The following is a 24,525-nucleotide window of genomic DNA, read 5'->3' as shown; positions in this document are numbered from 1 at the left end:
TCAAGATCAAAAGATCGCAGCCTCGTTTCACTCGACAGCTCCTACAGGATTTCGCGCCAGCCTCGCCTCCACAATGGATGCCGCCAGCAACTCCTGCGTGTAGGGATGTTGCGCCGCACTGAACAGCGCACTGGTCTCCCCCCGCTCCACCACCTCCCCCTCCTTCATCACAATCAAATCGTGGGCCAACGCCCGCACCACCGCCAGGTCATGACTGATGAACAGATAAGTCAGCCCATGCTCTTCCTGCAGTCGCCGTAATAAAGCAACGATCTGCTTCTGCACCGTGCGATCCAGCGCCGAGGTCGGCTCATCGAGCAAGATCAGATCCGGTTTGAGCACCAGCGCCCGGGCGATTGCAATCCGTTGGCGTTGTCCACCGGAAAATTCGTGCGGATAACGATGTCGGGTGGCCGGATCCAGGCCAACCTCGCGCAGCACATCAATCACCGTCTGTTCGCGCTCGGCAGCATTCAAATCGCTGTGCACCTGCAGCCCCTCGGCAATGATCTGCTCCACACACAGGCGCGGGCTGAGGCTGCCGAACGGATCCTGAAACACCACTTGCAGGCGCTTGCGCAGGGGGCGCAGCTGCTTGCCGCTCAACTGTTGCAGCGCCTCACCGGCAAAGTGAATGCTGCCCTCGGCGTCGATCAGACGCAGAATCGCCTGGCCCAATGTCGACTTGCCCGAGCCCGACTCGCCGACAATCCCCAGCGTTTTGCCGCGCTGCAGATTCAGATCGATGCCCTTCACCGCGTCCAGCCAGGTTTTGCGCCGCAGCCAACCGCCGCTCAGACGAAAACGCACCTTCAGATCGCGCACTTGCAACAAGTCCTCTGTCGCGTCGAGACACAAGGCATGCCCGCCCGGCTCGGCATTCAGCAATTCAATGCTGTAAGGATGCTGCGGCGCACTGAACAACTGCTCGCACGGCGCCTGCTCGACGATCCGTCCACCGCGCATCACCGCCACCCGCTGCGCGAGGGTGCGCACCAGATTGAGGTCATGGCTGATGATCAGCAGCGCCATGCCCAGGCGCTGCTGCAATTTCTTGAGCAGCAACAGAATCCTGCGCTGCACCGTCACGTCCAGCGCAGTGGTGGGTTCGTCTGCGATCAACAATTGCGGCTCACAGGCCAGCGCCATGGCGATCATCACCCGTTGGCGCTGGCCGCCGGAGAGTTGATGCGGATAGGCCTTGAGCCGTTCGCGCGGCTTCTGAATGCCGACCAGTTCGAGCAGTTCAAGCATCCGTTCACGGGCCTGCGCGCCCGCCAGGCCTTTGTGCAACGCCAGGCTCTCGCCGAGTTGCCGCTCGATCGTATGCAGTGGATTCAGCGAACTCATCGGCTCCTGAAAAATCATCGTGATACGGTTGCCGCGTAACTGGCGCAGATAACGCTCATGCACGCCGAGCAGCTCTTCGCCGGCATAACGAATGCTGCCATCGAGCCGCGTGATGTTCGGGTCGAGCAATTGCAGGATGCTGTGAGCGGTCACCGATTTGCCCGAGCCGGACTCGCCGACCAGTGCCAGGCATTCGCCCGGGCGAATATCGAAGTCGATGCCATGCACCACAGGCTGGCCGTTGAATGCCACACGCAGGTTGCGTATTTCGATCAGGTTTTCGCTCATCTCAAGTCCTTGGATCATAAGCATCTCGGCAAGCCTCACCGATGAACACCAACAGAGAAAGAATCAGCGCCAGGGCAAAAAACGCCGTCAGCCCCAACCACGGCGCTTGCAGATTGCTCTTGCCCTGACCGATCAATTCGCCCAGCGAAGCGCTGCCGGCGGGCATGCCGAAACCGAGAAAATCCAGTGCCGACAGCGTGGCAATCGCTCCGGTGAGAATGAACGGCAGATACGTCAGGGTCGCGCTCATCGCATTGGGCAGGATGTGCCGACAGATCACCTGCACATCGCCAACGCCCAACGCCCGCGCGGCTTTCACGTATTCCAGACCGCGGCTGCGCAGAAACTCGGCGCGCACCACATCCACCAGACTCAGCCAGGAAAACAGCGCCATGATTCCCAGCAGCCACCAGAAATTCGGCTCGACAAATCCGGACAGAATGATCAACAGGTACAACACCGGCAGCCCCGACCATACCTCCAGCAACCGCTGCCCAAGCAGATCGACCCAACCGCCGTAATAGCCTTGCAAGGCGCCGGCAGCGATGCCGATCAGCGCACTGGCAGCGGTCAGCGCCAAGGCAAACAGCAACGACACCCGCGTACCGAAGATCACCCGCGCGAGCACATCCCGCGCCTGATCGTCGGTGCCCAGCCAGTTCTCGGCGCTCGGCGGGCTCGGTGCCGGCTCGCTCAGGTCGTAATTCACCGTATCGAAACCGAACGGGATCGGCGCAAACCACATCCGTCCGCCCTGCCCTTCGATCAGTTGCCGCACCTGCGCGCTGCGATAGTCCGGCTGGAACGGCAGTTCGCCAGCGAAATCCTGCTCGGTGTAGCGCTTGAACGCCGGGAAGTACCACTGGCCCTGATACTCGACCAGCAGCGGTTTGTCATTGGCGATCAGCTCGCCGCCCAGGCTCAGACCGAACAACAGCAGAAACAGCCACAACGACCACCAGCCACGCCGATGCGCCTTGAACCGCGCCCAGCGCCGCTGGCCGATGGGAGATAAGGTCAGCATCAGGCAGTCCTCGCGGTGAAGTCGATGCGCGGGTCGACCAGCGTGTAGCACAGGTCGCCGAGCAGTTTTATCAGCAGGCCGAACAGGGTGAAGATGAACAACGAACCGAACACCACCGGGTAGTCACGCGACACCGCCGCCTCGTAACTGAGACGGCCGAGGCCATCGAGGGAGAAGATCACTTCGATCAGCAATGAGCCGCCGAAAAATACCGTTACCAGCGCTTGGGGCAGCCCGGCGACCACCAGCAACATCGCGTTGCGGAACACATGACCGTACAACACCTGACGCTGGCTCAGGCCCTTGGCCCGCGCCGTCACCACGTACAGGCGTGAGATCTCGTTGAGAAAGCTGTTTTTGGTGAGGATGGTCAGCGTGGCGAATCCACCGATGACCAGCGCGGTGACCGGCAACACCAGATGCCAGAAGTAGTCCGCGACCTTGGCCCACGGCGACAGCTCGGCGAAGTTGTCGGAGACCAGCCCGCGTACCGGAAACCAGTCCAGCGCGCTGCCACCGGCAAACACGATGATCAGCAGCAGCGCGAACAGAAAGCCCGGCATTGCGTAGCCGATGATGATCGCCACGCTGCTCCAGACATCGAACGCCGAACCGTTATGCACGGCCTTGCGAATGCCCAGCGGAATCGACACCAGATAAGTGATCAGCGTGGCCCACAAGCCCAGCGACAAGGTCACTGGCAGCTTCTGCCAGATCAGTTCGGTGACGCTGGCACCACGGAAAAAGCTCTGACCGAAATCCAGGTGCGCGTAGCTTTTGAGCATCAGCCACAGGCGTTCACCGGCGGGTTTGTCGAAGCCGTACTGACGCTCGATGTCGGCCACCAGTTTCGGGTCCAGGCCTCGGGTCGCGCGGGATTCGCCGCCAATGGTTTCGACATGACCGCCGCCCACCGTTGCGCCGACTCCGATGCCCTGCAAGCGCGCGATGGCCTGCTCCACCGGGCCACCCGGCGCGGCCTGCACGATCACGAAATTGACCAGCAGAATAGCGAGCAAAGTCGGCACGATCAGCAGCAGACGCCGCAGGCTATAGCCCCACATGCGCATACTCCTTTTGCTGTTGCTGCAGCTGCGTGGCGGTCAACGCGGTCGGGCTGATTTCCCACCAGGTATCGAGCCCGGCGTCATACAGCGGCGCTGTCGCCGGGCGGCCAAAACGGTTCCACCACACCGTGGAAATTCCCGGCGGGTAGTAATTGGGAATCCAGTAGTAACCCCACTGCAACACCCGATCCAGGGCATGGGCATGGCGCAGCAGGCTTTCGCGGTTGTCGGCCTGCACCAGCCCTTCGAGCAAGGCATCGACCGCCGGATCACGCAGCACCATGTAGTTATTCGAGCCGGGATCGTCGGCGCCGTCAGAGCCGAAGTAATTGAACATCTCGCGCCCCGGCGCCTGACTCACCGGGTAACCCACGACGATCATGTCGTAGTCGCGATTGCGCACGCGGTTGGTGTATTGCGCGGTGTCGACCTGGCGAATATCGAAGCCGACACCGATCTGTGCCAGGTTGCGCTTGAACGGCAGCAGCAGCCGTTCAAAACCCTTCTGACCGTTGAGAAAGGTGAACTGCAGTGGCTCGCCTTTGGCATTCACCAACTGATCGCCACGGGGTTTCCAGCCGGCGGCTTCGAGCAGTTTCAGGGCTTGTAACTGCTCGGCGCGAATGTTGCCGCTGCCGTCGGTTTTCGGCGCTTCGAAGACTTGGGTAAACACCTCGTCGGGGATCTTGCCGCGCCACGGTTCGAGGATTTTCAGTTCCTCGGCGTCCGGCAACTCGGTGGCCGCCAATGCGCTGTGCGAGAAGTAACTGCGCTGCCGCAAGTACATGCTGCGCATCATCTGCCGGTTGCTCCATTCGAAATCCCAGAGCATGGCGATCGCCTGCCGCACCCGGCGATCCTGAAACAGCGGTTTTTGCAGGTTGAACACGAAACCCTGCGAACCTTGCGCGGCACCTGGCGCCAGATGTTCGCGGAGCAATCTGCCCTGCTCCAGCGCCGCCCCGGCATAGCCTATGGTGTAACTGGTCGCGGAAAATTCGCGGTTGTAGTCGAAGCCGCCAGCCTTGAGCACCTGCCTTGCAACATCGGTGTCGGCGAAGAACTCCACGCTCAAGTGATCGAAGTTATACAGGCCGCGAGTGATTGGCAGATCCTTGGCCCACCAGTCGGCAACACGCTGGAATTTCACGCTGCGCCCGGCATCCACGGCGCTGATCCGGTACGGGCCGCTGCCCGGCGGGATCTCGAAACCGGCGCCCTCGGCGAAGTCGCGCGTGCGCCACCAGTGTTCGGGCAACACCGGCAGTGTCGCCAGATCCAGTGGCAAGGTGCGGCTGTCGTTGCTCTTGAAATTGAAGCGCACTTGCGTCGGCGACTCCACCACGACGTCGGCGACGTCACGAAACTGTTGGCGGTATTTGAGGCTGCCCTGAGTGGTGAACAGCTCGAAGGTGTAACGCACGTCTTCGGCAGTGATTGGCGTGCCGTCGTCGAACCGGGCCTTGGGGTTGAGGTAAAAGCGCAACCAGCGGCGATCTGCATCCAGTTCCATCTGCTGCGCCACCAGGCCGTAGACGCTGTAGGGTTCGTCCTTGCTGCGATAGGCCAGCGGCGCGTAGAGCCAGCCGTCGATGTCAGCGACGCCAGTGCCTTTGTCGATGTACGGAATCAGGTGATCGAACGGGCCGCTTTCCAGCGAGGAGCGGCGCAGTGTCCCGCCCTTGGGAGCGTCGGGATTGGTGTAAGCCAGGTGCTGGAAGTCCGGGGCGTATTTGGGGGCTTCGCCGTAGACCGTGAGGGCGGGTTGTGGAGCGGCCCAATTGAATGGGCTTAGCAGCGCAAAAGCGCTGAACAGAATGAGCCTGGAGAACATTGGCAGATCCTTTTTGCACGGCGCTGTTTATGGCCTCATCGCTGGCAAGCCAGCTCCCACACGTTTTGCGGTGTTCACAAGTCACTGTGGGAGCTGGCTTGCCAGCGATGACGCCCTAACAATCACCAAACCTTCTGCCTACCTGTGATGTGCAACAGGCCGGCAATTTTTATAGGGCAGGCTTAGATCAATAAGTGACTAAAACCTGCCCCCTCCATGAAATCCGCTCCCTGTAGGAGCTGCCGCAGGCTCGGGCCGCGATCGGACGATCTTTTGACTTTTGAAGATCAACAGATCGCAGCCTGCGGCAGCTCCTACACAGAGCGGGTCAGAACTTGTAATTGACCCGCGTGTACAGCGTCCGCCCGAACGGGTCGCCGTACTTCGGGTCGTAGCCGCTCTGGAAGGTGTAGGTCTGGTTGCTGAACGGCGGCTCGCGGTCGAACAGGTTCTTCGCACCGAGGGTCACACTCAGGGTTTTGCGCCAGGTGTAGGTGCCGGCCAGGTCCCAGACGTTGTACGAGCCGACGTAATCGTGGGTCTCACGGTCGGAGTCGTGGTAACCGCTGGTGTAGCGGTTGGTCAGGGCGACGCCATAAGGGCCGTAGTTCCAGCTGCCGGTCAGGCTGTGGCGCCAACGAGCCACAGCGCCGGCCGAGGAAAAGTCGCCGCCACGAAAATCGCCAAGCTTGTCGATGTAGTCGCCCTTGAGCTGCTGCTGGTACTCGTAGCGGCTGACATAGGTGCCTTGCAGGCCGATACCGAAGTTGCCGTACGGGGTGCTCGGCAAACGGTAGTCGAAGCTGACGTCGACGCCATTGGTCTTGATCTTGCCGAGGTTGGCCAGCCCCGTGACGATGTGATCGATGGAGCCGTCAGGCTTGCGCACCAGGCGGTCCGGGTACAGCTCCGGGTTTTCGAATACCGCTGACTCGGGGAATTCGGCGATCTGGTTGGCGATGTTGATCCACCAGAAGTCCAGCCCGGTGCTCAGGCGCTCGAACGGTTGATAGACGAAGCCGAGGGTGACATTGCGCGCGGTTTCCGGGCTCAGGTCAGTATTGCCACCGGTGCGGCTGTAAAACTGTTGGGCGCAGTCGCGGTTGGCGATGCCGCCGTTGCTCGGATTACCGCCAGCGCACAGCCGTGGGTCGTTGTAGTTGGCGACGGTGAACGTGGTGAAGTTCGGGTTGTACAACTCGTAAAGCGACGGCGCGCGGAAACCCTCGCTGTAAGCGCCACGCACCACCAACTCCTTGAACGGCTGGAAGCGGAACGAGTATTTCGGGTTGGTGGTGCTGCCGAAGTCGCTGTACTTGTCGTGGCGCACGGCGGCGGACAATTCCAGGCTGTCGAGCACCGGCACGTTGACCTCGGCGTACTGCGCCGAAACGCTGCGATCCCCTGCGACGCTGGCATTCGGATCGACACCCAGGCTCTGCACATCGGCGGCGAACTGGGCGAAGTCCTGATGGAAATCTTCCTTGCGGTATTCGCCACCCAGCGCCAGCGCCGACGGGCCGGCGCCGAACCAATCGCCAATCTCGCGGCTGACACGTCCATCAATCGCCTTCACCCGACCGACCGCCGTCGAGTAATCGCCGTCCACCGTGCTGGCCGCCAGCAACGCCTGTCCGGCAGCGGTCTGCGCGCCAAACGGGTTGATGATGCCGTTGGCAATACCGGCGCTGACGGCGCGGTCGTTGACATAGCCGGCCTCGATGGCATTCACCACTTTGTTCTGGTTGTACGACGCGCCGACGTTGTAGTCCCACCCAACCACACTGCCATCGAAGCTCAACAGCAAACGCTGGCCGGTGTTGTCGTCTTCATGCTGACGCGCGCCGACGGCGGTTTCGCGCCAGTTCACATCCACCGGTTGCGTCGGGTCGAGGGCGAAACCGCTGGGGCCGGGGGTAATGCCGTTACCGGGATAAAACGCCGTGCCGGGATTGACCTGATTGCCCATCAAGGTGCCAGGGCCGATCTGCGTACGGTTTTCGTTGCGTGCCCAGAAGTATTCGAGGCTGACGTTGTGATCATCCGCGAGCTTGCCGGTAGCTTTGGCGAACGCCGAAGTCTTCTCGGTTTCCGGTACCAGATCGAGGTAGTTCCACAGGCTCTGGCGGCAGATGCCGTTGCGCGCCAGCAATCCTGGCGCGTTGCAACCGGAACCGGCCAACGGGTTGGTGGCGTTGCTGCCCTGACTCCAGTTGGCCGGCGAAGCGGTGCCGGAGGTGTAATCGAGACCGCGTCCGGGCTGATAGTTGTAGGTGTAGCCTCGGTCCTCGGCAGCCAGGCGCTGCTGCTTGTCGTAACTGACCACACCGAACACGTTGAAGCGGTCATTCTGCAAATCGCCAAATCCCCAGCTGCCACTGAAGTTACGACTTTCACCACCGCCGGCATGAGTCGGCGTGTCGTAGTTGGTGCTGAGCTGGCCTTCGGTGAGGCTGGTCTTGGTGATGAAGTTGATCACCCCGCCGATCGCATCGGTGCCGTATAACGCCGAAGCGCCGTCACGCAGGACTTCGACGCGATCAATGGCGGCGAACGGAATGGTGTTCAGGTCAACCCCGGAGCCATTGATCGCGTTGGTCGCGTTGTTGCTCAGGCGCCGGCCATTGAGCAGCACCAGCGTCTTGTTCGGGCCTATGCCACGCAAATCGGCATACGACGCCCCTCCGCTGCTCGAACCCACCGAACGACCGGAGCCGACCGAAGACTGGTTGGCAGAAATCCGGCTCACCAGTTCTTCGGTGGTGCTCACCCCCTGCTCGCGCAGTTCTTCAACTCGCAGAATGGTGACCGGTACTGCAGTTTCCGCATCGACCCGGCGAATCGCCGTGCCGGTGACTTCCACCCGTTGCAACTGGGTCGTGGGTTCGTCGGCAGCGACAGCCGGCAAGGTATTGATCGCCAGCAGCAAGGCCAGGCTCAAACGGGATCTAACGGGTGAAAAATGGATCATGAACAGCCATCCCTGCGTTTTGGTTTATGCAGGGATGTGCAATGGACTGAACGGTTTTATAGAGCCCGATTTAGACCGTTGGGTGATGAGGTTATGCAAAAAATGGCACGTGTGGATCAAGCCAGCTCCATCTCCCTCAGCAACCTTGTATCCAGCCCAAACCGCTCCTGAGAAACCATCCTGAACTGCCCCTCCGCCAATTCGCAGCTCACCAGCAGATTCCACGAGTGGCGGGTTGCCGCCGAGGGGATCAGTACAAACGGATGCTCTGCTAATAACGCATCGGCGAACAGTTGTTGATTGGGGGAAGGCTTGGCGGGGCTCAACCAATAAGGATTCGGCACATCCTCCGGCTGCACGATTTTCACTTTTGCTTCGCTGACGACTTCAAAACACGTGAGTACATAAGGTTCACTGTCCAGCGCATCAAAGCTGTGATGGGCTGCCACCTCCAGAATCGCCGAGGACGGATCGACTGATGCATAAACGACTCGCCGCCCGGGTATGTTCCATCGGCCACCATTGAGATTTGAACCCATCCCGCTGTCCCAAGTCCCTCCGTAGACCTCGGCGTCCAGCCGCCAGGCATACCAGTGCTCGTCCCAGGGCAAGGGATTCATGTGTAAACCCCGTATATCAGCTGCCCCAGATACTGCTCCACCATCTGAAATCCCAGTGGATGCCGAATAAACTCAGCGGGGACGCGACCGTTCAGGTAGGTGCTGGGCTTGCGCAGCCACTCCTCGGCCCGTGACTGCCTCCCGAAGGCGCGAGTGGCCTTTTCCAGCACCAACGCATATTGGTAGGCGACGACGCTCTGCTGCGGGTCAAGCCGTACCGTCTTACCTTCCTTCAGTAACCGCCGGACGGTGCTGACCGACTTGCCGGTGATGCGTTTGACCATGTCGCCTTGCAGATAAAGCTCAGAGGTTGAAAGCATGTTGACGACATCGTTCAACTCAAAACCTTCGTCGGTCAGGTCGACGATCAGAAAGGCATCGTCACCTATGTTCCGGCCATTCACGAGCACGTCGACAGGTCTGCCCTCGGCCCTCTTTATCCCCGTCAGCCGGGGTACCTTGACGCTGGGCATCGCAACCTCCTCCATGGGGCATCTGGCACGATCGGTGCGCCAGTGAAGGCGATGGGAATAAGCAGGCGTTTCGTATTCGAGGTGGGGAGTTCGCATAATCCATCCGTTATCAGAGGCCTGAGCGTCCAAGCCGTTTACGACTTCAATGTCATATCCGATGCTATAGATCACGCTTCCGACGACCAACCTGAGATTGTCGTCGGAAATATCCCCGTTTCTGCAAAAAACTCCCCCGTTTCCGTAGGACGTTACTCACATATTCCACGTGCTCAACTGCCGAAGTGATAACTCACATCCAGCCACCACTGCCGCCCGTACGGGTCGTAGTTGCCGGTCGGGTAATACGGCCAGCCGGCGGAGTCGTCGTGCTTGATCTGGTTGAGCACATTGTTCACGGTCAGGCCGACACTGGCGCGGTCGTTGAGTTTGTAGCGGGCGCTGGCGTTGAACACCGTCCATGGCGACAAACGCCCGTCGCCCGCGCCATTGGTCACCGAGCCGTAACGAATGCCCATCAGCGTCGCCGTGGCCTTTTGGTAATCCCAGGTCAGGCTGGCGTTGACCTTGCTGCGCCAGTCGTAGTTGGTGCGCGACGTGCGCCAGTCCTGAGTCGGCGCCTCATCGGACTCCTTGTAGAAATGCGACAGCACCAAGGTGTAGCCCAGCGCCGAACTGAACGCACCGTACTGGCCGGCGCCCCAGCGGATATTGCTCTTGAAGTCCAGACCGCTGACCCGCTCGCTGGCGGCGTTAATCGCATTGACCCGCACTCGTTGCAACTGATTCGGATCGATGGCGGCATTCCCCGGATTGCGGTCGATGCGCGCCAGGGTCGACTGGCAGTTGGCCGAGTTGATGTCCTGGGTGCCGTTGCGGCATTCGTTCTCTTGCTGCAACAGGCGATTTTCGTCGACGGTGGTCAGCAGGTCGTCGATCTCGACCCGCCAGAAATCGGTGGAGAAATCGAAATTGCGCGACGGCGACCAGACAAAACCGTAGGTCCAGGATTTGCCGCGTTCGGACTCAAGGTCCGGGGTGCCGCTCTGGGTGTAATCGACCCGTCCGCGATCACACGCGCCCTGCACGCCCTGGCTGCAACCGTAGTAGTCGATCTGCGCCGGGTAGTAACCGTTGCTGTCGGACTGGTAGATGTAATTCAGATCCGGCGCGCGGAAACTGGTGCCGTAACTGCCACGCAGCAACAGACTGGTGATCGGGCGCCATTCCAGGCCGAGGTTGTAGGTTTTCTGCTGCTCGCTGCGGCCGCTGAATTTGTACTGGTCCCAACGTCCGGCGGCAGTGGCCAGCACAGTGTCGGTGACCGGAATGCTGAACTCGCCACCGGCGGCGTAACGCTTGCGCGAACCACCGGAGCTTTGTGCCGGGCTCACACCATAGAAAGTGCCGTCATTCAGACCGTCGTCCGGGTCGACGCGATACTCCTGCTTGCCCGCTTCCAGCACCCCGGCAAATCCGACCGGGCCGGCCGGCAGGTCAAACAGATCGCCATTGATCGAGGCGTTGTAGCTGGTGGAAACCGATTTGCTGCGCTGGGTCAGGTTGCTGCGAAACTGCTCCCACTCTTGTGGCGTCAGCGGACGATCAAGCCGCGAGGCGTCCGGGGCGAACAGCGGGTAACCGTCACGCGTGCCCAGTTGCGGGCCGAGGTAGAAATCCTGAATCGAGGACAGCGGCGTGTAGCGCGTGGTTCTGACGCTGCGATATTCCGAGCGATTGGCCGCCAGATCATAACGCCAGCCGGTGTCGGCGATCTTGTCCGAGAGGCCGAGGGTGCCGGTCCACGACGTGTCGGTCCACTTGCTGTTGTTGCTGGTGCGGCCACCGATTTCCTCTTCGCCGTAACGGCGATACCAGCGCTCCAGATTGCCGCTGTTCTGGTTGATGAAGTCCGGCGAAGTAAACGTCGGGCCACGGGTGTTGTTCTGAATGTGATCGAGGCCATACATCAAATCGGCAAACACCTGACCGCTGTCGCTGAAATGCCAAGTGCCACGGGTGTAGCCGTCGTAGTTTTCCTTTTGCGTCTGAATGGTCCAGTAATCGTTGTACATCTGATCGGTGCGGCAGCGTCCGCCGTTGTTCAGCAGCTTGTTGTCGAAAGTGCCTTGATAGGCGCCGCAACCATGGCCGAGGTAGCGGTTGTTGCTCAGGTCGCGGCGGTAACCGACATCCGCCAGCGGGCCGCTCTGCATGAAGCCGCGATCATCGGCCCAGATCGGATCGCGGTTGGTCAGCTCCAGGCCGAACAAGCCGTCGAAGTCGCCCCAACTGCCTCCGCCGCTGATTTGCAGGCGCTGATTGTCGCCACCGCCACGCTCGCTGGTGCCGCCCTTGAGATTGACGTCGATGCCATTGATCTGCTTCTTGAGGATGATGTTGACCACCCCGGCAATTGCGTCCGAACCGTAGATCGCCGAGGCGCCGCTGCTGAGAATTTCGATGCGTTCGATGACTGCCGAAGGAATGTTCGCCAGGTTGGTGAAGTTGACTTTGCCGTCGTACGGCGTCGGGTAATCGGCGACGCGCCGGCCGTTGATCAGCACCAGCGTGTGATTGGGGCCGAGGCCCCGCAGGTTGATCGCGCTGGCCGCCGGTTGCCAGGTATTGCCGTAGTCCTCGCCCTGGGTCATGCCAGTGTTTTGCGTCTGCGTCGCCAAGGCGTCATAGACGTTCTTGTAGCCGCGCGCTTCCATCTCTTCGTGGGTGATGACGTTGACCGGGGTCGCGCCATCGCTCTGTGCACGAGCGATTCGCGAGCCGGTGACGGTGACTTTTTCCATGCGGTAATCGGCGCTGGTGGCCGGGGCCGCGGCGCTGACTTTGGCCGCTACCGGCGTACTCGCCGCGCCTTCGCGCACGCTCAGGCCCTGGGCACTCTGCTCGACATGCAGGCCACTGCCGAGCAACGCTTTCTCGACCGCCTGACGCCCGCCCAACGCGCCGCGCACGGCACTGCTGCGTTTGCCCTCCACCAGATTCTGACTGAAGGAAATCGGTACGCCGGTCTGGCGCGAGATATCCAGCAAGACCTCATCCAGCGGGCCGCTGGCGATGTCGAAGGTATAGACCTGGGCCGCAGAATCCTGCGCATACACCGCGATCGGCCCCAGCCCCATCGCCAGTGCGGCGGCGAGGGTCAGGCGCGGTAATTGTTGTTTGAATGAAATCATCAAGGGCTTCCCTGTTGAAGGCGTCTGCAGGGAATGAGCAGCGGGCCGGCGCTTTTTATAGGGCGGGGATTAGGCCAAGAAGTCATAAACCTATAACCGGAATAAACGCACCTCTGTGTAGGAGCTGCCGAAGGCTGCGATCTTTTGATTTTGTTTTTTCAAGATCAAAGGATCGCAGCCTGCGGCAGCTCCTGCAGGGTTGCAGTGGGCTTAAGGGCGAGGCTGGATGCTGACCCAGTAGGGGTTGTGCCAGGTGACGCGAATCGGCAGCGAACGCTCCAGCAATTGCAAAGTGCGGTCGCTGTCGTCCAGCGGATAGAGGCCGCTCAGGCGCAGATCGGCCACTTCGGGACTCAGGTGCAGAATGCCCCGGCGATAGCGGCGCAGGCTGTCGATCACCTCGCTCAGTGGCCGGTCGCGCACTTCCAGGCGACCTTGCATCCAGGCGCTTTCCTGTCCGTTGCTGTGCTCCAGAGCCAGAATGTCCTGCGCGTTGAACGACAGGCTCTGCCCTGCCTCGACCAGTCGCCGCGCCCCGCCAGCGGTGACCACTTCGACCTGCGAGTGCAGCATCACCAGGCGGGTGAAATCATCGTGTTGTTGCACGAGGAATTTCGTTCCCAGTGCACGCATCCGACCGTGCTCGGTCTCGACCACAAATGGTCGAGCGCAATCCTTGGCGACATCCACCAATAACTCACCAGTGCGCAATGCCAGCAGGCGCTGAACCGCATCGAATTGCGCCACCACTCGCGTGCGGGCATTCAGACTCAGTGCACTGCCATCCTCCAGGGTAAAGTCGCGCCGCTCGCCAGTGCCGGTCGCCAACTCCCCCGCTTCCGGCAGCCAGCCGTAGCGGCGCCCGAGCAATCCGGCCAGCACGGCAATCCCGAGCACACTCAGGCTACCGCTGAGAAAACGCCGACGACTCGACGGCGCATTCAGGCTGTGCAACAGACTGTTGCGGGGCAGCCCGCGCAAGTCCGGATGGCGCAGCAGGTTCAGGCCACCGCCCATTTGCTCGATGATCCGCTGATGTCGCGGGTCAGCTGCCCGCCACGCGTCGAACGCCGCACGCTCGCCAGCGCTGGCTTCACCGGACTGCAACAGCGCCATCCACTGCGCCGCCTCATCGATCACCGCGTCGTCCGGCCTCATGCCTGCATCGCCTGATAGCAGCGTTTGAACGCCTCGACCATGTATTGCTGCACCCGACTGGTGGAAACCCCAAGCCGTTCGCCGATTTCGCTGTAGGTCAGACCGTCGAGCTGATGGTAGAGAAACGCCGCTTTGGCCTTGGCCGACAAGCCATTGAGCAGGCGATCGACCGCCAACAGCGCTTCGATCACCAGCGCGCGTTCCTCCGGCGATGGATGCACCGGTTCCGGCGCCAGGGCCAGGCTTTCCAGATAGGCGCGTTCCAGGTCCTGGCGACGCCAGCCTTCATACATCAGCCGTCGGGCGATGGTGGTCAACAGCGCCCTGGGTTCACGAATCGCGGTCGGGTCCGGCAGGGTCAATACCCGCAGAAAAGTTTCCGAGGCGATGTCCTGTGCACTGTGCGGGCAACCCAGCGTGCGGCCGACGGCAGCGCACAGCCAGCGATAGTCCTTTTGGAACATTTGCCCAATCATCCGGTCATGCGGGTTTTGAACATCACCCATGTCTTGCTCCCTGAAACGGGTCCCACCCGCTGCGAAAAACCATCGTTCTGCCGGGATCGTCCGACTCCTGATCTGGCGCGACTGTGCAATAGCGCTGCTTACATTTGAAGTAATAAAAAATCAGGACAGTCAAACCTTTGAGAATAAGGAACCTCAACTCCGGGGAAATATTGACTCACACAACGTTGACCCGGATCAGTTGCCAGCGCAGCAGCACTGACTAATCTGCGCGCTCCATCGAATGCCAGGGACGGCTCATCAGGAGCCCACGGCAGCCCTTTCAAGGAAGAAAACCATGCGATCACTGAAGATTATTCTGCTGTCCTCGGCCTTCAACGGCCTGACTCAACGCGCCTGGCTGGAACTGCGCCAGGCCGGGCATTCGCCCAGCGTTGTGGTGTTCACCGACGAGGCTTCGGTGTGCGAACAGATCGAGCACAGCGGCGCCGATCTGGTGATCTGCCCGTTCCTCAAGGACCGCGTGCCGCAAGCGCTGTGGAGCAATCTCCGGCGACCGGTGGTGATCATTCATCCGGGCATCGTCGGCGATCGTGGCGCCAGCGCGCTGGACTGGGCGATCACCAATGAACTCACAAGTTGGGGCGTGACCGCCCTGCAAGCGGTGGAGGAAATGGACGCCGGCCCGGTCTGGGCCACCTGCGAATTCAATCTGCCGCCGGGCTTGCGCAAGTCCGAGTTGTACAACGGTCGGGTCAGCGATGCGGCGATTCGCTGTATTCGCGAAGTGGTCGAAAAATTCATCGACGGCTTTGTCCCTGTCGCACTGGATTACAGCGATCCCAAAGTCCGCGGCCGCCTGCAACCGAACATGAAGCAGGCCGACCGCACCTTCAGCTGGCACGACTGCTCGCGATTCATCAAACGCTGCATTGACGCCGCTGACGGCCAGCCCGGTGTACTGGCGAGTCTGGCCGGCGGGCAGTATTACGTGTACGACGCGCACCTTGATCAGCGCACCGGCATTCCCGGCAAGATCCTCGCCGTGCATGACGATGCGGTGCTGGTTGCCACCGGTGATCACAGCCTGTGGATCGGTTCGTTGCGGCGCAAACCACTGCCCGGCGAAGAAACCTTCAAGCAACCGGCGCGGCACGTGCTGGCCGGGCAACTGGCCGACGTGCCGACGCTCGATTGGTCAATCGCCCGCGAGCCGTTCAATGAGGAGGCGTATCAGCCGATCCGCTACCGTGAATCCGGGCATGTCGGGGAGCTGACCTTCGAGTTCTACAACGGCGCGATGAGTACCGAACAGTGTCAGCGTATGGTCGAGGCGCTGCGCTGGGCCAAATCGCGGGACACCCGCGTGCTGTTGATCAAGGGTGGACGCGGCAGTTTTTCCAACGGTGTGCACCTGAACGTGATCCAGGCCGCGCAGGATCCGGGCGCCGAGGCCTGGGCCAATATTCAGGCGATCGACGATGTCTGCGCCGAGCTGCTCAGCGCGCAGCAACTGGTGGTCAGCGGCGTGACCGGCAATGCCGGAGCCGGCGGCGTGATGCTCGCACTGGCCGCCGACATCGTGTTTGCCCGGGCCGACATCGTGCTCAATCCGCATTACAAAAGCATGGGCCTGTATGGCTCGGAATACTGGACCTACAGCCTGCCCCGCGCCGTCGGCCCGACGGTGGCCGAACAACTGACCCAGGCCTGCCTGCCAATCAGCGCCACGCAGGCGCTGCAACTGGGCATGGTCCAGGAGATCGGTCCGCGCTGCCCGGACGAGTTTTCGTTATGGTTGCTGCAACGGGCCAACGCGGCATTGACCGACCCGACCTATGCCGCCGTGCGTGAGCGCAAATTGCGGGTTGATCAGGTGCTGATCGAGCAATGCCGGGAAAACGAGCTGCAGGAAATGCAGGAAGACATGCTCTACAACCGCAACCAGTTTGCCGAGAAGTGCAGCCACTTCGTCTACAAGCGCAAGGCCTGCGGCACGCCGGCGCGGCTGGTCGAAGACTGGGCGCGGGTGCGCAAGGTTGAGTTGGCGGGTTGAGCTTCAGCGCCCACTACGGCCTCATCGCTGGCAAGCCAGACTCCCACCGGGTTCTGCGTCCGACACAGTACCTGTGGGAGCTGGCTTGCCAACGATGGCGGTGTGTCGGGCGACACTGGTTTGGCAGACATTCCTCCATCGCCAGCAGGCTCGCTCCTGCAGGGGTTTGCATCACTCACGAAATCCATGGAAACCGCAGCGCAATGAACGATGACGCGGTGGCGAGCCGGCACTTACAATGCCCGCACCTCAGATACCGGCCCGCCCATGGACATCGACCTCGCCCGCACCTTTCTGGAAATCGTCCGCCACGGCAGCCTCGCCGCGGCGGCGCAGAAGTTGTTCGTCACACAAACGGCGATCACCGCCCGGGTGCAGAAGCTCGAAAGTCAGCTGGGCAGCACGCTGTTCGTGCGCAACCGCGCCGGGGCGAAACTGACCGCCAATGGTGAGGCTTTCGTGGTCTACGCCAATCAACTGGTGCAGACCTGGGAAGCCGCGCGGCGCGACCTGCCGCTGCTGGACGGCTATCACAACGTGCTGCACATCGGCGGTGAAGTCAGCCTGTGCAACCCGTTGATGCTCAGTTGGGCCGCCGAACTGCGTGAAAAAATCCCCGGACATGCCCTGCGCATGGAAATCCGCGACGGCGAAAACCTGCTGCGCCAACTCGAACTCGGCGTGCTCGATGCCGCGCTGGTCTATCAGCCGGAATATTGGCCCGGCCTGCAAGTCGAGCAGGTACTGGAAGAAAAACTGATTCTGGTGCGTGCGCCAAACCGCCCGGATCCTTACGTCTACATCGACTGGGGGCCGGACTTCCGTCGCCAGCATGACGCAGCACTGCCAGACAAGGCCAAAGCCGCGCTGAGTTTCAACCTCGGCCCGCTGGCCCTGCAATACATCCTCGAACACGGCGGCAGCGGCTACTTTCGCACCCGTGTGGTGCGCAGCTATCTGGAAACCGGCGCGCTGGAAGCGGTGACCAAAGCCCCGGAATTCGGCTATCCAACCTATCTGGTGTACGCCCGCGAGCGAGACTCGGCGACCCTGCAACAGGCCTTCGATCTGTTGCGCCAGGTGATCGAGACCGATGACGACTGGTCGCAGCGCTGGAACCCGTTGAGCTGAGTCGGCCGCTTTGCACCGGAGCATGGCACAACTGACCTCAAGGTCCGGCCTGCACAAACGGCCCGATCGGCTAATCTGCCGGGTATAACAACAATACCCGCAGGTGAACGCATTGAGGCAGACCACCGAGGCATTCCGCAGCCGCTACCGTGCGGCCATTCATCCGTTGTACAACCCGTGGCTGCACGGCGCTTTCGTGCTGCTGTTCGGCGTGCTGGCGATCGGCGCCTTCTGGAGCAGCGCACGCCAGGTACAGCCACTGGAATGGCTGAGCGTGCCGCTGACCCTGCTGTTGTTCAACGTTGGCGTGTACATGGTCCATCGCCATCTCGGCCACCACAAAAAGACGTTCGCCAAGCTGTTCTATGCGCGGCATGCCGGTGACCACCACAGCTTTTTCACCCCCGGCCACATGACCTACGACGGCGCTCGCGACTGGCGGGTGATTCTGTTTCCGGCCTGGCTCATCGTCGTGCATACGCTGCTTTTCACCTTGCCGCTCTGGTGGCTGCTCGCACAGTTCAACGCCAATGTCGCCGGGCTGTTCGGCGGCTGCATGGTTCTGGGTTATCTGGCCTACGAGGTGTTTCACGCCTGCGAGCATCTACCGCCGAATAATCCGCTGACCCGCCTGCCGTGGATCCGCCAGATGCGTCATCTGCACGAATTGCATCACCGCCGCGAGTGCATGCAGGAGCGTAATTTCAATATCGTTTTCCCGCTGATGGATTACCTGTTCGGCACCCTGTACTGGGAGCCGCAACCCGCCCCGTTGCGCCATTCGAGACCCGCCATGACCCGCATGCAGCACCAGATCGATATCGCCAGCGAACCCATCGCCGTGCTTCGCTACGCCGCCAGCGTCAACCACTGGCCGCAGTGGCATCCCTCGTCGCTGAAGATCGACGGCCCGCAAGGCCCGCTGCACGCCGGCGCACGTTTCGAAGAAGACATTCATGCCGGCGGGCGCGCCGGTCATTTGCGCTGGGAGGTCACCGAGTATCTGCCCGGCCGGCGCTGGTGCGCGCGGGCGCGCGGTGACCACGGTCTGTCGTTGCGGCTGACCTACGAATGCACGGCCGAAGGCGACGGCACACGGTTCGTGCGCACCCTGGATTATCGCTTCGACAGCTTGGGCATGCGCGTTGCCAACCTGTTGCTGTTGAAGCGCCGCATCGAACGTGAATCGGCCATATCGATGCACGCCCTGCGCGACATGGCACTCAAGCACCTGACGCTGACGGGGCAACATTCATGAAGCGCCTGCTGTTACTGCTGGTCGTCCTCGTCATCGCGTTTTTGCTGTTGATGCCAACCAGGGTTCAACCGGTGGCGTGGAAACCGCCAGCGGCACCGTCACTGAGCGAAGGGCTGTACGCCGAAAACCAGCGACTCAAAGCCGTCGAACAGGTTGGGCCGGGTGACATCGACGGCCCGGAAGCGCTGCTGCTGGAAGGTGACTTCCTGATCACCGGCCTGCATGACGGGCGGCTGATTCGCACCAGCCTTGATGGCAAGACACGCCAAGTGCTGAGCGACACGGGCGGCCGCCCTCTTGGGCTGGCGCGGCATCCCAACGGTCTGCTGGTGATTGCCGACGCGGTCAAAGGCCTGCTCTCGCTCGACGCGCAGGGTCGACTGATTCCTCTGACGACCGAGGCCAATGGCCTGCCCTTCGGTTTTACCGACGACGTGGCGATCGACAAGTCCGGGCACTACGCCTATTTCAGCGATGCCAGCAGCCGCTGGGGCTATGGGCACGACGGTGAGGCGATCATCGAACATGGCGGTGACGGGCGCTTGCTGCGCTACGACTTTCAGACCGGCAAAACCAGCGTGCTCCTCGACAAGCTGCAGTTTGCCAACGGCGTGACCCTCGGCCCGGACGACGCTTATGTGCTGGTCAACGAAACCGGCGCCTACCGCATCAGTCGTTACTGGCTGACGGGCCCCAAGGCCGGCACCCACGACATGTTCATCGACAACCTGCCCGGTTTGCCGGACAACCTCGCGTTCAATGGCAGCAACCGCTTCTGGGTCGCCCTCTACGCACCGCGCAGTGCCTTGCTCGACGGCACCGCCGGGCATCCGTGGGTGCGCACGATGATCGTCCGGGCACTGACTGTGCTGCCCAAACCGGTGGAGAAACGTGGGTTTGTGCTGGGGCTGGATCTGCAGGGCAAGGTGATCGCCAATCTGCAGGATGCCAGCAGCGGCAATTACTCGCCGATCACCACGGCGCGCGAGTATGGGGACTGGTTGTATTTGGGTTCACTGAAAGCCAAGCACATGGCGCGGTTGCCGCTGGCTGATGCGCTGAAGTAAGTGCGCAAGACGAGTGCTGGATGGCCGGGCGTCATCGCTGGCCAACCAGCACGATTTTGCAGGTTGATCAGGCCTTGGCGGCCATCGCGGTGACTTCCACGCGCATGCCTTCCACCGCCAGCGACGCCACGCCCACCGCCGCGCGCACCGGCCATGGCTTGGCGAAGAAGCGCTTGTAGACTTCATTGAACGCAGCGCGGTCGGCCATGTCGGTGAGGTAAATGGTCAGGTGCATCACCCGATCCATCGAACTGCCCGCCCGCTCCAGCGCCACTTTCAGTGCCTGCAGGGTGCATTCGCTTTGCAGGGTGATATCCCCCAGTTCCAGGCTGCCATCGGCGCGGGTCGGGATCTGGGTCGAGACCAGAATGCCGTTGAAACCGACAACATCGGAGGAAATCGAATCCGCATCCGGATCAGGGGTGAAGCTGAGGTCGTGATTAGCCATGTAAGTCTCTTGTCTGGAGAGAATGAGTGTCGCCGGCCAACAACCCGCCGGGACTTTTCGCGGGGCAGTTTACAACAGTCTTCCGGTACGGCTCAGGCAACCCTCGCTGCCGGACAAAAATCGCGCGCATAAAAAAACGCCAGCCCTTTCGGACTGGCGTTTTTTCTGAATATGGCAGGGGCGGCTGGATTCGAACCAACGCATGGCAGGATCAAAACCTGCTGCCTTACCGCTTGGCGACGCCCCTGTATCTCAAGCTCTGTAACAAGCTCTGCGAGAATGGGCCGCAATTTACCAACCTTTTTTTGATCTGGGAAGCCCTGAGTGCAAAAAAATTTGTTTTAAAACAGCCAGTTATTTTCTGAATCAAGACAAACGCCACGATTCACTTCGACACCTTCAGCGCAATCGCCTTGCGAATCAGCGCTTTCAAGGCCTGCGCATCGACCGGATCGCCCTCGTGAAAATCAATCGCCCGGCGGGTGTTGCCCTCCAGGCTGGCGTTGAACAACCCCGCTGGATCGGCCTGCGATCAATACCTGATGCAATTCCTGATAGGCCGCGACCAATTGCTCAAGAGAGAAGGCCCGATTGCGCCCACTGGGATTAGGCAATACCCACACGTGCGCGCCACCCAAAGTCTTCGCCTGCGCTCCCCACGCCACCACTGTCTGCCCCGACAACGCGGCATACGCAGCCTTGCCGAGAAACGCCACATAACGCGGCGCATAGCGGCTGATCTTCTGTTCAAAGCCCAGAGCCGCCGCAGCGAATTCCTGCGCCGCCAACTGATCTGCCCGCGCCGTCGGCCGCTCGACCACCGCCGTCAAGCCGCAGCCAAATTGCAGGATGCTTTGATCGTCCTCCGCCTGCACCTCATGCGGCGTAAACCCGGCCAGATGCAAGGTGCGCCAGAAGCGATTCCCGCGCCCGGCAAAATGATGCCCCTGCGCCGCCGCGAGTAACCCCGGATTGATCCCGCAGAACACCACCGAAAGTTCCGGCGCCAGAATGTCTTCCAGCCTTTCACCCGCCATGCGCCCGCCCCTCGCTCGCAAACAATTGCAACACCACCCACGGCAAACTCTAGAATGGCCATCCCATCCACAGAGCCAACAACAACGATGGACGTTATTCAGACCCTGCGCTGCTTCGTCGCCGTGGCCCAAAGCGGCAGTTTCACCGCCGCGGCCGACGTGCTCGACACCACCACGACCAACGTATCAAAAGCCGTCTCCAGTCTCGAAACCCGGCTGCACACGCGCCTGATCAACCGCACCACCCGCCGCCTCGCGTTGACCGAAGCCGGCGTACGTTATTTGCAGCGCGCCGAAAAAATTCTTGATGACTTGCGCGACGCCGATGAAGAAGCCGGCACCGCCCAGACCTTGCCGGTCGGGCGTCTGAAGATCCACGCCATGGCCGCCATCGGCAATCACTACGTGATCAACGCCATTGCCCGCTACCGCGAGATTCACCCCACGGTGATGTTCGACCTGACCCTGAGCAACCGTCTGCCCGACCTGCTCGAAGAAAGCTACGACATGTCGATCGTCCTCGCCCGCGACCTGCCGGATTCCGGTTTCGTCGCGCAACGCCTGGGCACCACTTACAGCATTCTCTGTGCATCGCCGTCATACTTGGCCAAACGCGGCCACCCCGCTACACCTGCCGACCTCGCCGCACACGATTGCCTGCGCATCGTCAACACGGTGATGCCCGCAGAAAACTGGGTGTTCGAAGGGCCACAGGGCATGGAAACCCAGAATATCCCCGACTCGCCCTTCCACATCAACACCGCCGACGGCATGGCCACGGCGATCAGAAATGGCATGGGCATCGGCATTCAGCCGCTGGCATCAGCCGTCGAAGGATTGGTTGGAGGCTCGCTGGTGCGAGTCCTGCCGCAGTACCGCCTGGAGGAATACAACCTGTTTGCGATTTACCCGTCGCGCAAATTCGTCGACGCCAAAATCAAGACCTGGGTGGAGTTCCTGAAAACCGCCATCCCGCAACTGCTGGCGTCCGATGAAGACATGGCCGGCGCCAGACCACTCGCCAACGCTTAGTGCCGCAGACCTGGAGTGTCGCCCCTCCAGCGCCGGCATCAACCATCAACCGTTGGAGCAGCCGCTGCCCATCACCTGATATTGCACGACATGCCGTGCACCGGTCGAGTCGTCATAAGTCATCTGCACCGGCACCGCGCCGCACTGATTGGCCGCCTCGGAGATCGACACCACGTGGGCGATGTCTAGGTGAGCGGCGGCGTTGTACGCCTCGACTGGCGCGGTTTCATCCGCCGCAAACGCCTGCGCGCCGATACCGCCAAAGGCCAGAAGAAGAGCGATTTTTGCAAGTTTCATGATGTTCACCGTCTCGTGGGGAACCGTGTTTGTTCACGGAGTGGAGACGATGTTAGGGGTTGAAGCGCACAGCAAAAATCGGTCGGCTGGACAAACACTGTGTCCAGAATGGTGATGAATAAGACTTGAGTACCGTGGATATCCCATTCGCGAGCAAGCTCGCTCCCACCGGTTTTGTACCGAGCACAACATGCGTGTACACCGAAAAAGCCATGTGGGAGCGAGCCTGCTCGCGAAGGCGTCAGTCCAGTCAGCGATGAACCTGAGTCAGCTCCATCCTCCGAAGCCTCTGATTCCCACACAACAACTATCCTCGTCGCGAGGGGATTTAGCGAAACGTCGCACTGCCCCGCTTTCCTCTTTGCCAAACCATCCGTTCACGAAAAGCGCAGCCCCGAAAAGCCTCACGTTTACCCCTTTCCCCGCACGCGTTTAAAAACACTCGCCGTTACGTCATTCCAGGCTACAACGCCTTGCGCCATTGCTTACGACTACGCCAGAATCCGCCGGCTTGTGCGCCCAGGGTGCGGGTTTTATCGTGGTTCGGTCGCTGAAAAGCAGCGATCGGGTTTGGTAGCCCGGTTCACACATGGCGCAAAACGTCACCTTACACAGATGCCTTCTGGTGCCTGCGTTTTATGGTGGCCATGCGCAGGGTGCTTTCGAGCACGCCGGTTTTTCCATGTGTGCCGGTCTACCAACCTTCGTAATGGCCACCACCCTCGTTTGGTAGCGAATGTGATGGTTCCCTTAGCCACATATGGAGCTTCACTATGTTCAAGGTCACACCAAACCCACCCGAAACCGAAACAGTCTCACCCTACGAATCCCCAGATTCCCGAAGACTCAGCGAAGCCGCCGAACGCGCCCTAGACCACTACCTGAACCCCGCCAGCCCAATCATGGCGACGCCCTACACACCCAACGCCATGTTCCTCGCCAACCCCAAAATCGCCACCGAGGAATTGCTGGCGAACGCCAGTGAATCACTGGGTTCGGCGACGGAGATGTTGGGGGATGTCGCGGCGCTGGTTGAGGGCCCGATTCGCAAGACCCTGCTGGGCATTGCGCAAGTGGTGATGCTGGGGGAGTTAGCGGTGAATCAGGCGCTGGATAATGTTGTGCCGACGGCATAACGAACGCTCTCTCCATGGCGGCGTTAAATAGTCCGTCACGGAGGGACCAACCAGAAACGGGAACGCATTAGGCATCTGCTTTCAGGACGAATCGATAGGCGAATTCTCAGATTCCCAACACCTCGTTCCGAAAGCTCAAGATCGCCCTGCTATGGTTTGCAGCCTGCCTCTATGCCAAACTTCGACTGCCGTTATTTCTACAAGGATGTTCAAGATGTCGGGCAAACCTGCCGCTCGTATTACCGATCCCACGTCCTGCCCACTACCAAGGCATGGAGTCAATCCAATAGCCTCCGGGTCTCCTGACGTTTTCTTCGAATGAAATATTTTATAGTTGCTGGATTGGTCTTGCTTTTGATCATGCTGAACGTGGGTTTCTATAACGAAGTTTCTGATGGCGAAGTTAATCGAATTTTCTTCATTAAGAAAAAGCCAACCATGCGTGTAAAATTTATAAACACCCATGCAAACGACGGAAATTACCGTCGAGTAGAAAAACTCACGAACGAGCAAAGGCAAGACATCATTGACTATTGCAAATACAGATTAGGTATTGACACAAAAGCGTCAACACAAGCTGAAATTGAAATGTGCGCAAAGAGGTAAACAAGACGAGCCGAATA

The 24,525-nt window shown here is 60.7% G+C and carries 20 protein-coding genes, 1 tRNA gene and 2 pseudogenes; 8 read left to right on the top strand and 15 right to left on the bottom strand.

Features of this window, described 5'->3' with window-relative positions; translation table 11 throughout:
• Positions 1 to 27: 27 nt before the first annotated feature.
• The 10 genes from AB1J88_RS05435 to AB1J88_RS05390 all read right to left on the bottom strand — a co-directional run bounded on the left by AB1J88_RS05435 (position 28) and on the right by AB1J88_RS05390 (position 14,482).
• Complete coding sequence (locus tag AB1J88_RS05435; RefSeq protein WP_430290445.1) at positions 28 to 1,638, bottom strand: ABC transporter ATP-binding protein; 1,611 nt, start codon at positions 1,636 to 1,638, stop codon at positions 28 to 30.
• 1 nt (position 1,639) lies between these two features.
• Positions 1,640 to 2,662 carry an ABC transporter permease gene (locus tag AB1J88_RS05430; RefSeq protein ID WP_430290444.1) on the bottom strand — a complete coding sequence of 341 codons (1,023 nt, stop codon included), beginning with the start codon at positions 2,660 to 2,662 and terminating at the stop codon, positions 1,640 to 1,642.
• Positions 2,662 to 3,726 (bottom strand): microcin C ABC transporter permease YejB, encoded by a 1,065-nt coding sequence (locus tag AB1J88_RS05425; protein ID WP_108182859.1) that lies wholly within the window; start codon positions 3,724 to 3,726, stop codon positions 2,662 to 2,664. Before AB1J88_RS05425 ends, AB1J88_RS05430 begins: the two co-directional genes overlap by 1 nt.
• Entirely contained in the window at positions 3,713 to 5,563 is a 1,851-nt protein-coding gene (locus tag AB1J88_RS05420) for an extracellular solute-binding protein (RefSeq protein ID WP_430290443.1), read from the bottom strand. Before AB1J88_RS05420 ends, AB1J88_RS05425 begins: the two co-directional genes overlap by 14 nt.
• A gap of 328 nt (positions 5,564 to 5,891) precedes the next feature.
• Entirely contained in the window at positions 5,892 to 8,534 is a 2,643-nt protein-coding gene (locus tag AB1J88_RS05415) for a TonB-dependent receptor (protein ID WP_430290441.1), read from the bottom strand.
• Between the two features lie 116 nt (positions 8,535 to 8,650).
• Entirely contained in the window at positions 8,651 to 9,154 is a 504-nt protein-coding gene (locus AB1J88_RS05410) for an RES family NAD+ phosphorylase (protein WP_430290440.1), read from the bottom strand.
• The gene (locus AB1J88_RS05405) at positions 9,151 to 9,627 is read right to left on the bottom strand and encodes an antitoxin Xre/MbcA/ParS toxin-binding domain-containing protein (RefSeq protein ID WP_430290439.1); all 477 of its coding nucleotides are present in this window, start codon (positions 9,625 to 9,627) and stop codon (positions 9,151 to 9,153) included. Before AB1J88_RS05405 ends, AB1J88_RS05410 begins: the two co-directional genes overlap by 4 nt.
• A 269-nt stretch (positions 9,628 to 9,896) precedes the next feature.
• The gene (locus AB1J88_RS05400; RefSeq protein WP_430290438.1) at positions 9,897 to 12,818 is read right to left on the bottom strand and encodes a TonB-dependent receptor domain-containing protein; all 2,922 of its coding nucleotides are present in this window, start codon (positions 12,816 to 12,818) and stop codon (positions 9,897 to 9,899) included.
• A 210-nt stretch (positions 12,819 to 13,028) separates the two neighbouring features.
• The gene (locus tag AB1J88_RS05395) at positions 13,029 to 13,976 is read right to left on the bottom strand and encodes a FecR domain-containing protein (RefSeq protein ID WP_430290437.1); all 948 of its coding nucleotides are present in this window, start codon (positions 13,974 to 13,976) and stop codon (positions 13,029 to 13,031) included.
• The gene (locus AB1J88_RS05390) at positions 13,973 to 14,482 is read right to left on the bottom strand and encodes a sigma-70 family RNA polymerase sigma factor (RefSeq protein ID WP_145598421.1); all 510 of its coding nucleotides are present in this window, start codon (positions 14,480 to 14,482) and stop codon (positions 13,973 to 13,975) included. The genes AB1J88_RS05395 and AB1J88_RS05390 overlap by 4 nt, the downstream gene beginning before the upstream one ends.
• 295 nt (positions 14,483 to 14,777) lie before the next feature.
• Here AB1J88_RS05390 and AB1J88_RS05385 point away from each other — a divergent pair, with 295 nt between their 5' ends.
• The 4 genes from AB1J88_RS05385 (at position 14,778) to AB1J88_RS05370 (ending at position 19,952) form a co-directional block, all read left to right on the top strand.
• Positions 14,778 to 16,496 carry a hydrogenase maturation protein gene (locus tag AB1J88_RS05385; RefSeq protein ID WP_430290436.1) on the top strand — a complete coding sequence of 573 codons (1,719 nt, stop codon included), beginning with the start codon at positions 14,778 to 14,780 and terminating at the stop codon, positions 16,494 to 16,496.
• A 267-nt stretch (positions 16,497 to 16,763) separates the two neighbouring features.
• Positions 16,764 to 17,627, top strand: coding sequence for a LysR family transcriptional regulator (locus AB1J88_RS05380; protein ID WP_041072725.1), 864 nt, complete (start codon positions 16,764 to 16,766; stop codon positions 17,625 to 17,627).
• A gap of 112 nt (positions 17,628 to 17,739) precedes the next feature.
• Positions 17,740 to 18,885, top strand: a complete 1,146-nt coding sequence (locus AB1J88_RS05375; RefSeq protein WP_430290435.1) for a sterol desaturase/SRPBCC family protein — start codon at positions 17,740 to 17,742, stop codon at positions 18,883 to 18,885.
• Positions 18,882 to 19,952 (top strand): SMP-30/gluconolactonase/LRE family protein, encoded by a 1,071-nt coding sequence (locus tag AB1J88_RS05370; protein WP_430290434.1) that lies wholly within the window; start codon positions 18,882 to 18,884, stop codon positions 19,950 to 19,952. The genes AB1J88_RS05375 and AB1J88_RS05370 overlap by 4 nt, the downstream gene beginning before the upstream one ends.
• Before the next feature lie 67 nt (positions 19,953 to 20,019).
• Here AB1J88_RS05370 and AB1J88_RS05365 read toward each other — a convergent pair whose 3' ends face one another.
• From AB1J88_RS05365 to mug, 4 genes and pseudogenes are all read right to left on the bottom strand, one after another.
• Positions 20,020 to 20,400: a RidA family protein gene (locus AB1J88_RS05365; RefSeq protein WP_025113298.1), complete on the bottom strand. Its 381-nt coding sequence runs from the start codon at positions 20,398 to 20,400 to the stop codon at positions 20,020 to 20,022.
• 172 nt (positions 20,401 to 20,572) lie between these two features.
• Positions 20,573 to 20,647: transfer RNA gene (locus AB1J88_RS05360), tRNA-Gln, on the bottom strand.
• 138 nt (positions 20,648 to 20,785) lie between these two features.
• Positions 20,786 to 20,926: pseudogene (locus AB1J88_RS05355) on the bottom strand (DUF1801 domain-containing protein); the annotation flags it as partial.
• On the bottom strand, positions 20,868 to 21,437 hold the full coding sequence (gene mug / locus AB1J88_RS05350) for a G/U mismatch-specific DNA glycosylase (protein WP_430290433.1): 570 nt from the start codon (positions 21,435 to 21,437) through the stop codon (positions 20,868 to 20,870). The pseudogene AB1J88_RS05355 and the gene mug, both read right to left, overlap by 59 nt.
• Positions 21,438 to 21,524: 87 nt before the next feature.
• On the opposite strand from mug, the gene AB1J88_RS05345 reads away from it, so the two are divergent.
• Positions 21,525 to 22,469 carry a LysR substrate-binding domain-containing protein gene (locus AB1J88_RS05345; RefSeq protein ID WP_430290432.1) on the top strand — a complete coding sequence of 315 codons (945 nt, stop codon included), beginning with the start codon at positions 21,525 to 21,527 and terminating at the stop codon, positions 22,467 to 22,469.
• Between the two features lie 45 nt (positions 22,470 to 22,514).
• On the opposite strand, the gene AB1J88_RS05340 is transcribed toward AB1J88_RS05345, so the two are convergent.
• Entirely contained in the window at positions 22,515 to 22,766 is a 252-nt protein-coding gene (locus tag AB1J88_RS05340) for a DUF2790 domain-containing protein (RefSeq protein WP_430290431.1), read from the bottom strand.
• A gap of 773 nt (positions 22,767 to 23,539) precedes the next feature.
• Here AB1J88_RS05340 and AB1J88_RS05335 point away from each other — a divergent pair.
• The 3 genes and pseudogenes from AB1J88_RS05335 (at position 23,540) to AB1J88_RS05325 (ending at position 24,508) form a co-directional block, all read left to right on the top strand.
• Positions 23,540 to 23,902, top strand: a complete 363-nt coding sequence (locus AB1J88_RS05335) for a DUF6124 family protein (protein WP_430290430.1) — start codon at positions 23,540 to 23,542, stop codon at positions 23,900 to 23,902.
• A gap of 214 nt (positions 23,903 to 24,116) precedes the next feature.
• Positions 24,117 to 24,221 (top strand): annotated as a pseudogene (locus AB1J88_RS05330) (PAAR domain-containing protein); the annotation flags it as partial.
• Entirely contained in the window at positions 24,221 to 24,508 is a 288-nt protein-coding gene (locus AB1J88_RS05325) for a hypothetical protein (RefSeq protein ID WP_430290429.1), read from the top strand. The pseudogene AB1J88_RS05330 and the gene AB1J88_RS05325, both read left to right, overlap by 1 nt.
• The last annotated feature ends 17 nt before the right edge of the window (positions 24,509 to 24,525 follow it).

The organism is Pseudomonas sp. S8, from assembly GCF_050473925.1.
Lineage (GTDB): Bacteria > Pseudomonadota > Gammaproteobacteria > Pseudomonadales > Pseudomonadaceae > Aquipseudomonas > Aquipseudomonas parakoreensis.
Note: the sequence above shows the minus strand (reverse complement) of the source record. Positions and strands in the feature narration are given on the sequence as shown.